Raw genomic sequence first — 11736 nt, 5'->3', positions numbered from 1 at the left:
CTTGTCCAAATTCCCTATTATGATATGCGAAAGGACTGATTTTTAATGGCAAATGCATCGAACGCTAATCACCAACATAGAACCAATGACAAAGTTACCGAGACAGGTCGCTATCGCGATGCTGACGGGCAAAGCATTCAACTCACCGCAGGCGAAACCTTCCCTCCTTGCCCGAAAACAGGTGAATCCACCATTTGGCATCACGCATAAAAGGAAATCCATGACGAGCTGTTCCTCTCCTCCGAGAGGGGCAGCTTTTTCTTCGCCATTTAAATGCAAAAAAGCGAAAGAACCGAAGTTCTCCCGCTTTTATTCTATATATTTATTTCCCGGACACACCGATACGATTCAATGCTCTTTGTAAAGAAGCTTCAGCGCGTTTGAAATCCACGTTATCTTGCTTCGTTTCTGCAAGACGTTTCTCCGCACGCTCTTTCGCTGCTCTCGCACGATCAATATCAATTTGTTCAGGCAGCTCGGCGCTTTCCGCCAAAATAACCACCTTATCCTTGCGCACTTCCATGAAACCGCCGTTCACTGCGATGACTTCGTCTTTGGAGCCCGCTTTCTTCACAGTAATCGGAGCAATTCTAAGTGGAGTGACCAATGGAATGTGATTCGGCAGAATTCCAAGCTCCCCTTCAGTACCCTTCACGCTAACCATGTCCACTTGCTCAGCGTACACTTTGCGCTCCGGTGTTACAATTTCCAGTAGGAATGTACTCACTTGGATTCTCCTTCCTAAGCTAACTTAGCGAGTATGCAAATGCAACTTACAGCGTTTTAGCTTTCGCGATCGCATCCTCAATTGTTCCCACGTTGTGGAAAGCAACTTCAGGAAGATTGTCGTGCTTACCTTCAAGAACTTCTTTGAAGCTGCGCACGGTATCTTTCATTGGTACATACAAGCCTGGGAATCCGTTGAACGGCTCAGCAACGTGAAGCGGCTGAGACAAGAACAAACGAAGACGACGCGCACGAGTAACGACCAATTTGTCCTCATCAGACAACTCATCCATACCCAAGATCGCAATGATATCCAGAAGCTCTTTGTAACGTTGAAGAATTTGTTTAACGCCTTGTGCTACTTTATAGTGCTCTTCACCAACGATTTCTGGTGTCAAAACACGGGAAGATGATGCTAGTGGATCTACCGCAGGGAAAATACCTGCAGCCGCGATGCTACGCTCCAAGTTCGTTGTTGCGTCCAAGTGAGCGAAAGCCGTTGCTGGAGCCGGATCCGTGTAGTCATCGGCAGGAACGTAAATCGCTTGAATGGAAGTAACGGAACCTTTTTTCGTGGAGGTAATACGCTCTTGCAATTGACCCATTTCTGTAGCTAGGGTTGGTTGGTAACCTACCGCGGAAGGCATACGGCCTAACAAAGCGGAAACCTCGGAACCTGCTTGTGTGAAACGGAAGATGTTATCGATGAAAAGAAGAACGTCTCTTCCTTCTTCGTCACGGAAATACTCAGCCATTGTCAAACCGGACAAAGCTACGCGAAGACGCGCGCCTGGAGGCTCGTTCATTTGACCGAATACCATCGCTGTTTTTGCGATAACGCCGGAGTCTTTCATCTCGTGGTAAAGGTCATTACCTTCACGAGTACGCTCACCAACGCCTGCAAATACGGAGATACCGCCGTGCTCTTGTGCAATGTTGTGAATTAGCTCTTGCATTGTTACCGTTTTACCTACGCCGGCACCACCGAAGAGACCAATTTTACCACCTTTTGCATAAGGAGCCATCAAGTCAATAACTTTAATACCTGTTTCAAGAATCTCTGATTTTGTCGACAAGTTGTCGAATGCAGGAGCTTCTTTGTGGATCGGGCTAGTAAATGTACGGTCAACCGTTTCGTTACCATCGATCGGATCGCCCAATACGTTAAATACACGACCAAGTGTTGCTGCACCTACAGGTACAGTAATCGCTGCGCCAGTATCTGTTGCTACGGCACCACGTACAAGTCCATCTGTTGAGGACATTGCTACGCAACGTACGAGGTTGTCACCAAGGTGAACAGCCGCTTCAACCGTCATAGTGGAGGATACTCCACCTTCGGTTCTTTCAATTTTGATTGCATTCAGAATTTCAGGGAGTTGTCCGCGTTCGAACTCAATGTCGACGACAGGCCCTGTAATATTCACAACGCGCCCTTTGCTCATGGTTTCCCTCCTAAGTAAAGCTTGTGTCTCCATCGAGACCGTTTATCATTATGCGTTCGCGTTTGCTCCAGCGACGATTTCCGAAATTTCTTGCGTAATCGAAGCTTGGCGCGCACGGTTGTAAGCCAATGTGTAGCTGCTGATCATCTTCGTTGCATTCTTCGTAGCGGAGTTCATCGCTGTCATTCTCGCGCCAAACTCACTCGCTTTACCTTCCAGAACAGCACTGTAAATAAGCGTCTCAGCATATTTAGGGAGCAGTACTTCCAGAACGCCTTCCGGTGACGGCTCATACTCATAGCTAGCTGCAGCCACGCCGGATACATCTTCCATAGGAAGCAGACGAATCATGGTTGGAATTTGGGTAATCGCGTTTTGGAACTTGTTGTAAATCAAGAACAGTTGGTCATACGTGCCGTTAACGAAATTAGCAACCGCTGCAGTGGCAACAGGCTTAATATCCGAGAATTTCGGGGTATCCGGAACACCGGTTACTTCTTCAACAATCGGAATATTTCGTTTCGAGAAGAAATTGCTTCCTTTACGTCCGATTACGAAGACGGAGTACTCAGCTGTAGATTTATGATTTTCACGAATTTCAGTCATTGCTTTACGCAACACGTTGGCGTTGTAACCACCAGCGAGACCACGGTCGGAAGTAATGACCAAATAGGCCGTTTTCTTCACTTCACGTGATTGTAGCATCGGGTGCTTCACGCCTTTGGTGCCAGCTGCAATGCTTGCAACCACTTCTTTCAACTTCTCGGAGTACGGACGTGCCGCTTCCGCTGATTGCTGTGCTCTACGTAAGTTAGCTGCTGCAACCATTTCCATTGCTCTCGTGATTTGCTTCGTGCTTTGTGTGGATTTAATTTGGCGCTTAATCTCGCGCATTCCTTTTGCCATACCTGCTCACCTCTCTTTTGAGGCTTAGAAAAGCCTTCATTCGAAGACCTGAATTCAGGCGTCCGCCTGCCTCAGGATTCACATGGTAGCAAGAGCTTCACTTCACATGAAGCTCTGCCATCATGAATTATTCTGAAACTGCAAAGCTCTTTTTAAATGTATTGATTGCATCAACCAATGCTTTATCGTTATCCGCAGTAATATCTTTCGTGTCACGAATGCTATGCAGAATTTCAGGACGGTTGGATTCCAAGAAAGCCAAGAATTGTGCTTCGAAACGCGTTACATCTTGAACTGGAATATCATCCACATGACCTTTAACAACCGTGTATAGGGAAGCAACTTGCTTCTCCAAAGACATTGGTTGGTGAACGCCTTGTTTCAAGATTTCAAGCGTACGAACCCCACGATCCAAACGAGCTTTAGTCGCTCTATCCAAATCGGATCCGAATGCGGCAAACGCAGCAAGCTCACGATATTGTGCCAAGTCTACACGAAGTGTACCGGCAACTTTTTTCATCGCTTTCGTTTGAGCGGAGCCCCCTACACGGGATACAGAGTTACCAACGTTAACCGCTGGACGCTGACCGGAGTAGAACAAATCGGATTCCAAGAAGATTTGACCATCTGTGATGGAAATTACGTTCGTTGGAATGTATGCAGAGATATCGCCTGCTTGTGTTTCAATGAATGGAAGCGCCGTAATGGAACCGCCGCCAAGCTCATCGTTCAATTTCGCAGCACGCTCTAGCAAACGGGAGTGCAAGTAGAATACGTCCCCTGGATAAGCTTCACGACCTGGTGGACGACGAAGCAAGAGGGACAACTCACGGTATGCGGCAGCTTGTTTGGACAAGTCATCGTATACGATAAGAACGTGCTCGCCTTTGTACATGAAGTACTCAGCCATAGCACAACCGGAGTATGGAGCTAACCATAGCATCGGTGAAGGCTCGGAAGCGGAAGCTGTTACTACGATTGTGTAGTCAAGCGCACCAGCAGCACGAAGGGTTTCAACAACACCTACAACTGTGGATTGTTTTTGACCGATAGCAACGTAGATACATTTCACGCCATTGCCTTTTTGGTTGATGATTGCGTCGATCGCAATCGCCGTTTTACCTGTTTGACGGTCACCAATGATCAACTCACGTTGACCACGGCCAACTGGTACCATAGCGTCAATCGCTTTAATACCTGTTTGCATTGGTTCATGTACGGATTTACGAGCCATTACGCCTGGAGCCATGTTCTCTACAGGGCGGAACGCTGTTGTATTGATTGGACCTCTGCCATCGACAGGTTGACCCAAGGAGTTAACTACACGACCTAGAAGTTCTTCACCAACTGGAACCTCCATGATACGGCCTGTACGTTTAACTTGGTCTCCTTCACGAATATCTCTGTAAGGTCCAAGAATAACGATACCTACGTTGCTTTCCTCAAGGTTAAAAGCATAGCCTAGTACGCCGCTCGGGAACTCAAGCAGCTCGCCTGCCATAACGTTTTCCAAGCCGTGAGCACGAGCAATACCGTCACCTACTTGAATGACTGTACCTACATCAACTACTTGGATATCGGAATTATAGTTTTCAATCTGTTGCTTAATCAATGAGCTGATTTCTTCAGGTTTGATACTCAACGAACTTCACCCCTATTCTTACAGTGGTTATATTAAACTAACGCTTTGGCCAAACGATCAAGTTTGCCTGCCAAGCTTCCATCATATAAACGATCACCGATACGCACTTGAATGCCGCCGAGCAACTTAGGCTCAACTACAGACGAAACACGGATCGTTTTACCAGTTACTTTACTGAAATGTGAAGCAATCTCAGCTTGTTGTGCATCCGAAAGTACGTATGCAGAGTATACAGTCGCACTCGCTTGACCAAGCGCTTCATTTGCAACTTTGGCATAATCGTTCGCCAAAGCAGAAACAATGGACTGTCTACCTTTATCAATCAAGACAAGCAGCGTGTTCCACACCGGTTCGGAAACTTTGCCTTCGAAAATCTGCTTCAGCAGGTCCGTTTTAGCGGTATTCCCGATGTTCGGATGGTTCAGGAACTTCTGCAAGTCTGCATTATCCCTAATCGCACTAGCTACAGATTTAAGCTCATCTTCAACTTGGGAAATAATATTCTTTTCCTTCGCTACTTCGAATAAAGCTTTGGCATAACGCTTCGCTACGACGATGTCACTCATACGTTGCCTCCTACCTCTTTGAGGTAATGCTCAACAAGTTCTTCTTGTGACTTTTCGTCGATTTGTTTCTCAATAATTTTGGATGCGATCAGAACGGACATCGCGCCAACTTGGCTGCGAAGAGCGGCAACCGCTTTGTTCTTCTCATTTTCGATATCTTTAAGCGCTTCGTCTTTCAGACGGTTTGCTTCTGCACTAGCTGCATGAATAATATCATCCGCTTGCTTGGAGCCTGTGTGCTTCGCTTGCTCAATGATGTCGTAAGCTTCCTTACGAGTTTGTTGCAGCGCTTGCTTTTGTTCCTCCAACAGTTGCTCTGCCTGTTTACGGCTAGTTTCAGCTGTTTGAATTTGGTCTTTCACCAATTGTCTGCGTTTCTCCATCATGCCGAACAGAGGACCGAACGCAAATTTAGAAAGCAACAAATATAAAATTAAAAACGCGACAAGTTGTATCCAAAATGTGGACCATTCAATATGCAAGTAACGTCACTCCCTTCTGATAACATGGGCAAAACGAAGGCGTGGTGGCGACTTCGGCCATCAACGCCAAGCGGTTTCTTAAGCTTTTCCCATAAAGATGAACGCAAGAACCAATGCAACGACCGGCATTGCCTCAACTAGACCTACCCCGATAAACATTGTTGTTTGAAGCGTACCACGAAGTTCTGGTTGACGAGAAATACCTTCCAAAGCACGACCTACGATCAAACCGTTACCAATACCTGCACCTAGTGCTCCCAAACCGAATACGATACCTGCTGCTACTAATGCTATTGCTCCCATTGATAAAATCCTCCCTTAAACTCTTAGGTTTTTTGTTGTTTTATAAGTGACTCGAGACTTCCCGAGGTAAGTCTAATGCTTAGTGCTTTTCTTCATGAATCAATGTTTGTGAGATATAAACCATGGTCAACATCGTGAATACGAAGGCTTGAATCGCACCTACGAACACACTGAAGCCCTGCCATACGAAGAGAGGCGCAATTCCAAACCAACCTGCTCCAATAATGACAGATATCATGATTTCACCTGCATAAATGTTACCGTAAAGACGGAACGCAAGCGTAAGCGGCTTAGATACAACTTCAATTAAATGAAGGATCAACATTGCCCCTTTGAACTCAAAGTAATGCGCGAAGTAATGCTTCGTGTTACGAGTTATCCCTAAGTAATGACTTAGTACGATAACAACTACCGTTAGTGCTCCTGTAACAGCGATATCAGCTGTCGGTGATTTCCACCAAGATACATGATCTTCCGTCACGATTGAGAAAGGAAGGCCGAGCATGTTGCCGATAAAGATATACATGATGAGTGTAAGACCAAGTGCGATAAATCCTTTGCCATGCTTGGAACCGATCGTGCTTCCAATAATGCCTTCTACGAATTCAATCGTCCATTCCATGAAGTTTTGAAGTTTCGAAGGATTTGTTACGGATGCTCGGCTCGCTCCTGCAATAGCAAGAATTAGCACGATAACTGTGGTAATCCCGATCATCAGTAGTGCTGATGCATCGAAATCAATACCAAACCAATTATATATTGGCGCGTGATGTTCCATATTTTCCATTTTCACCCCTTTCATCCGTTGAAGTTACATCGTGGAATTACTTCTTAGACTTCTTAATAGAAAGAATACCCAGTACGAGTGTTGCCAATTGAGCAAAAAAGTATCCAACAATCGTCGTAGTTAATGCAACATGTTCAGGATACCTAACGGCAATCAAACCTACAAACCCCGCGATTGCTGCCCTTGTCAGAAAGCCAAGGGTTACCTTGCGCCCTGACTGCTCTATCGCAGCTGCTGCCAGCTTGTTAATCTTCCAAGCTAGGAACCTTGCATTGATCATACTCGCACAAGCCCCAAGCATTATCCCCGCAACGTAAACCCGGTAATCGACAAGAAGCGCCCATGCAGCCAAACAAAAGGATAAAAAGAAAAGAAATACATTTTGAACCGTTTTCAGAGTGGCTGAAAAGTCGTCCATCATAGCCCTCCGTACCGCTTAATCATGAAGTAAATGCTCATGATGCCGGTTACAAGCCCAAGTAAAAACCCGACTAACAACCAGATCTGTCCGCCTAGTGCGCCACTTAACCAATCACCGAAGAAATATCCGGCTGCCAAACATACGACAAGGTCTATGCCAATTGCACTAGTTAACGCTACTGCCCGCCAAGGATTATCATTGGAATTTGGCCGTTTCATTGCACCCTCCTGGGTGTTTTCCACATGGGAAAACGCGTCTCGTAGCTCATCTGCTACGAATCCTCATTCATTGTATCGAAGCCATGCTAAGTTTGTCAATTGACGGAACTTCATTTGTCACATCTCACAAAACTCCTTAGAGCCTTGCGGCTCTAGGGTTTGCGCTTTTTGAAACCGAACAGTCCAACTGTACGCTGTAGCGTTTGTCATGATTTTGTCACGGTTAGAAAGATTCAGGACGTTCCGTAGTCCTGCCGAAGTGATGAAGAATCGCTTGAACAATGCGTTCAGACGCTTTTCCGTCTCCGTAAGGGTTCGCAGCTTGGCTCATTTTATTGTACAAATTGGCATCCGTTAACAACGCGCGAGCACGCTCGTACACCGCTTCTTCATCCGTTCCAACTAGCTCCAAAGTCCCGGCTTGAATGCCTTCTGGACGCTCTGTTGTGTCACGCAGTACGAGAGCAGGAACTCCGAAGGTCGGCGCCTCTTCTTGAAGACCACCAGAGTCTGTGAGAATCATATACGTATGTGGATAGAAATTATGGAGTTCGAAGACGTCAAGCGGATCAATCAGTTTGATTCGTGGATGATTACCAAGAATTTCATTGGCAGGCTCCACAACCACCGGATTCGGATGCACCGGATAAACAATTGCAATGTCCTCGAATTCATCGGCGATACGTTTCACAGCACGGAAAATTTGACGATGCGGTTCCCCTTGTGCTTCCCGGCGATGTGCTGTCATCAAGATCAACTTGCGGCCCGCCGCCCATTCAAGAATGGGGTGCTCGAAATTCTCCTGCACGGTGTACTTGAACACATCGATAGCCGTATTGCCCGTCACATAAATTTGGGACTCTGATTTATTCTCTTTGCGCAGGTTATCTGCGGATTGTTGTGTCGGCGCGAAATGAAGATCAGCGATAACGCCCGTTAATTGTCGGTTCATTTCCTCTGGATATGGAGACAATTTGTTCCACGTACGAAGACCCGCTTCCACGTGACCCACTTGGATCTGCTGCATGAATGCCGCATAGCTTGCCAGGAACGTTGTTAGTGTATCCCCATGTACAAGAATCAGATCTGGCTTCGCCTCTTGGAATACAGGTTCCAAGCCTTGCAGCACACGCATGGTAATCTCATTCAATGTTTGGCGATCCTTCATGACATTAAGATCAAAATCCGGTGTGATTTTGAAAATATCGAGCACTTGGTCCAACATCTGACGATGCTGTGCGGTTACGCATACCAGAGACTCAATCTGCTCAGGATGCTTCTCCAACTCGAGAATGAGCGGAGCCATTTTGATAGCTTCAGGTCTTGTTCCGAAGATCGTAATCACTTTTAAACGTTTCATCGGTTTCTTCTCCCCTTAAAGCTTTCCGTAGGAAAGCTATCTTCGTAAGCGTTGACTTTAACGTTTTCTGTTAAAGAAAACTGATTTCGTAAGCATTAGCTAGTTTTCTTACAGGAAAACTGACTTCGTAAGCTTTACTTTTGTTCAAAAAAATTAATCCGTGCCGTACAGACGATCCCCAGCATCCCCGAGACCTGGCACAATGTAGCCATGATCATTCAAATGATCATCAACCGCAGCGACGTAGATATCTACATCTGGATGTTCTTTTTGTACGGAAGCTACGCCCTCAGGTGCTGCAATGAGACACATTAGCTTGATACGTGTACAGCCTCTGCGTTTCAGCACTTCAATGGCTGCGTTAGCAGATCCGCCTGTAGCGAGCATTGGATCAATAACGAGTAAATCCCGCTCCAATACATCGGTAGGCAACTTCACATAGTACTCCACAGGTTGAAGTGTATCCGGATCGCGATAGAGGCCGACATGGCCTACTTTTGCAGCTGGCATGAGCTTTAACACACCGTCAACCATCCCAAGTCCAGCTCGTAAAATAGGAATCAAACCTAACATTCTACCCGAAATGACTTGGCAATCCGCTGTTGTAACCGGCGTTTTCACCTGTACTTGCTGTAGTGGCAGATCTCTTGTAATTTCATACACCATTAATGTAGCAACTTCATCGACAAGCGCTCTGAAATCCTTCGTTGTCGTGTTCTCATCCCGAATATAAGTAAGCTTATGCTGGATAAGCGGATGATCGCAAATATGTACTTTACCCATATGTTCCTCCTAATTAAGCTTATAGGTCAGGCAAACCTCGTCCATTATATCATATGTTATCCAACTTATCTGCTGTAGAACCGAACAATATGCATGGTTTTCCTCCTGATATAAAATCATGACAAAAAACCCTCGTGAGCCGCACACTCCAGTTGGGCCTGACTGCTTCGGAAAGTGCCCAACGAATGATCGGCAAAGGCAACGCCTGCGTTAACCGCCCCGCCCTTCGGCGGATGACCCTCGGCCACACCTTTGTACATTATCAGGATACGGCCGTCTACGGTCTCGCACACCGTAGGGTTGCTCGTCATGAGACCATCCCACTCTCCTGGGGAGACATCGATCACGGGCGACGTCCCACGGGTCCATGGACCTGTAGGATGGTCAGCCACAGCCACGCCGATACGTTGAAGATTGCGGTACGCCCACCATGTTACCTCATCCACGGCACTTTCCAGATCGGAGATGTCCGGTCCATGCGTCCCCATGTAATACATGTTTAGATGTATAAACTACAGCTAATTTGCTCGATTCAGATGTGTTTTCGTGAATAAATGGAGAAAATCCAGTTAGATTGCGGGGCGGCAGGGATGGGGTATGGGACGGCGGTCGGGAAAGCTAGTTTAGGGGTAGGGATGGAGGTAGGCGTAAGGCAGCAACGGAAGCTAGCTTGAGGGGACGGACTAAGGAAGGTAGAGGTAGAGATAGCGAGGCGGCAGGAGCTAGTTTAGGGGTTGGGTGGAAGGTTGAAGTAGCCTATGGGGTTGGACGGAAATAAAAAAAAGACCAGCTCCTATGAGCTGGCCCTATAAAAGTAGCTATTAGTAAGTCAAACCTGGATAAAGTGGGAATTGTGCCGTTAGATCGGATACCATGCCACGAGCTTTCTCCAGCGTAGCTTCGTCTTTCGGATTTTTCAAAGTAAGACCGATAACTTTCGCGATTGTTTTCATCGCTTCTTCGTCCATACCACGGGAAGTAACAGCCGGTGTACCCAAACGGATACCGCTTGTTACGAACGGGCTAGTTGGATCGAAAGGAATTGCGTTTTTGTTCGCTGTAATACCGATCTCATCCAAAACGTGCTCTGCGTCTTTACCGGAAATGTTCAGGTTACGCAAGTCAACCAACATCAAGTGATTGTCCGTACCGCCGGAAACAAGGTTGATACCTTCAGCTGTAAGAGCAGTCGCCAATGCTTGAGCATTGTTGATGACGTTTTGACCGTACACTTTGAAATCTGGTTGAAGAGCTTCACCAAAGGAAACAGCTTTCGCTGCGATCGTGTGCATCAAAGGTCCACCTTGGGAACCAGGGAATACGGCTTTATCAATCGCTGCAGCCCAAGCTTTCTTCGTAAGAATCATACCGCCGCGAGGACCACGAAGCGTTTTGTGTGTTGTAGTTGTTACGAAATGTGCGTGTGGCACTGGGTTCGGGTGCAAGCCAGCTGCAACTAATCCAGCGATATGCGCCATATCAACGAAGAACAATGCGCCTACATCGTTAGCGATCGAAGCCAATGCTTCGAAATCAATTGTACGCGGGTAAGCACTTGCGCCAGCAACTAACATGCGAGGCTTATGTTTGAAAGCTGCTTTGCGAACATCGTCATAGTCGATGCGGAAATCTTTTTCGCTTACGCCGTAAGCGACGAAGTTGTAAAGGATACCGGAAGCATTAACAGGGCTACCGTGTGTTAAGTGACCACCATGCGCAAGGTTCATACCCAGAACCGTGTCACCAGGGTTTAGCGCAGCCAAGTAAACTGCCATGTTCGCTTGCGCACCGGAATGCGGTTGAACGTTCGCGTGCTCAGCACCGAAAAGCTCTTTCGCGCGGTCACGAGCGATGTCTTCCACGATGTCTACGTACTCACAGCCACCATAGTATCTTTTGCCTGGGTAGCCTTCTGCATATTTGTTCGTAAGTACAGTACCCATAGCTTCAAGAACCGCTTGGCTCACGATGTTCTCGGAAGCAATTAGCTCAATTTTGTCGCGTTGACGGCCTAGCTCAAGGTTCATCGCTTCTACGATTTTCGGATCTTGCTTGCTCAAAAAGTTTGTCATATGGAATTCCTCCTAAAGATGATAG

The 11736-nt window shown here is 46.7% G+C and carries 13 protein-coding genes; all 13 read right to left on the bottom strand.

All coding sequences use genetic code 11. The annotated features are described in order from the left end of the window. Positions 1–322: 322 nt before the first annotated feature. A complete protein-coding gene (locus ACSQ8P_RS00245; RefSeq protein WP_436233396.1) occupies positions 323–727 on the bottom strand; it encodes a F0F1 ATP synthase subunit epsilon in 405 nt (134 codons plus the stop codon). A gap of 46 nt (positions 728–773) precedes the next feature. Continuing rightward, positions 774–2171 (bottom strand): F0F1 ATP synthase subunit beta, encoded by a 1398-nt coding sequence (gene atpD, locus ACSQ8P_RS00240; RefSeq protein WP_436233395.1) that lies wholly within the window; start codon positions 2169–2171, stop codon positions 774–776. A 48-nt stretch (positions 2172–2219) separates the two neighbouring features. Next, entirely contained in the window at positions 2220–3077 is an 858-nt protein-coding gene (gene atpG, locus ACSQ8P_RS00235; RefSeq protein WP_029195659.1) for an ATP synthase F1 subunit gamma, read from the bottom strand. 127 nt (positions 3078–3204) lie between these two features. Next, complete coding sequence (gene atpA, locus ACSQ8P_RS00230) at positions 3205–4719, bottom strand: F0F1 ATP synthase subunit alpha (RefSeq protein ID WP_068669599.1); 1515 nt, start codon at positions 4717–4719, stop codon at positions 3205–3207. A 32-nt stretch (positions 4720–4751) separates the two neighbouring features. Further along, a complete protein-coding gene (locus ACSQ8P_RS00225) occupies positions 4752–5285 on the bottom strand; it encodes a F0F1 ATP synthase subunit delta (protein WP_056611679.1) in 534 nt (177 codons plus the stop codon). Further along, positions 5282–5767 (bottom strand): F0F1 ATP synthase subunit B, encoded by a 486-nt coding sequence (gene atpF / locus ACSQ8P_RS00220; protein ID WP_056611682.1) that lies wholly within the window; start codon positions 5765–5767, stop codon positions 5282–5284. Before atpF ends, ACSQ8P_RS00225 begins: the two co-directional genes overlap by 4 nt. Before the next feature lie 78 nt (positions 5768–5845). After that, the gene (gene atpE, locus ACSQ8P_RS00215; protein ID WP_028556930.1) at positions 5846–6070 is read right to left on the bottom strand and encodes a F0F1 ATP synthase subunit C; all 225 of its coding nucleotides are present in this window, start codon (positions 6068–6070) and stop codon (positions 5846–5848) included. Between the two features lie 79 nt (positions 6071–6149). Beyond that, a complete protein-coding gene (atpB, locus tag ACSQ8P_RS00210) occupies positions 6150–6857 on the bottom strand; it encodes a F0F1 ATP synthase subunit A (RefSeq protein WP_310501116.1) in 708 nt (235 codons plus the stop codon). A 37-nt stretch (positions 6858–6894) separates the two neighbouring features. Then, complete coding sequence (locus tag ACSQ8P_RS00205) at positions 6895–7275, bottom strand: ATP synthase subunit I (protein ID WP_436233394.1); 381 nt, start codon at positions 7273–7275, stop codon at positions 6895–6897. After that, positions 7275–7496, bottom strand: a complete 222-nt coding sequence (locus ACSQ8P_RS00200) for an AtpZ/AtpI family protein (RefSeq protein ID WP_056611689.1) — start codon at positions 7494–7496, stop codon at positions 7275–7277. Before ACSQ8P_RS00200 ends, ACSQ8P_RS00205 begins: the two co-directional genes overlap by 1 nt. 223 nt (positions 7497–7719) lie before the next feature. Then, the gene (gene wecB / locus ACSQ8P_RS00195) at positions 7720–8856 is read right to left on the bottom strand and encodes a non-hydrolyzing UDP-N-acetylglucosamine 2-epimerase (protein WP_436233393.1); all 1137 of its coding nucleotides are present in this window, start codon (positions 8854–8856) and stop codon (positions 7720–7722) included. Positions 8857–9009: 153 nt separating this feature from the next. Beyond that, the gene (upp, locus tag ACSQ8P_RS00190; RefSeq protein ID WP_436233392.1) at positions 9010–9639 is read right to left on the bottom strand and encodes a uracil phosphoribosyltransferase; all 630 of its coding nucleotides are present in this window, start codon (positions 9637–9639) and stop codon (positions 9010–9012) included. Positions 9640–10460: 821 nt separating this feature from the next. Further along, positions 10461–11711: a serine hydroxymethyltransferase gene (glyA, locus tag ACSQ8P_RS00185; protein ID WP_056611727.1), complete on the bottom strand. Its 1251-nt coding sequence runs from the start codon at positions 11709–11711 to the stop codon at positions 10461–10463. Positions 11712–11736 lie beyond the last annotated feature (25 nt).

The sequence above is a fragment of the Paenibacillus sp. LjRoot153 genome (genome assembly GCF_964253085.1).
In the GTDB taxonomy this organism is placed as follows: domain Bacteria; phylum Bacillota; class Bacilli; order Paenibacillales; family NBRC-103111; genus Paenibacillus_E.
Note: the sequence above shows the minus strand (reverse complement) of the source record. Positions and strands in the feature narration are given on the sequence as shown.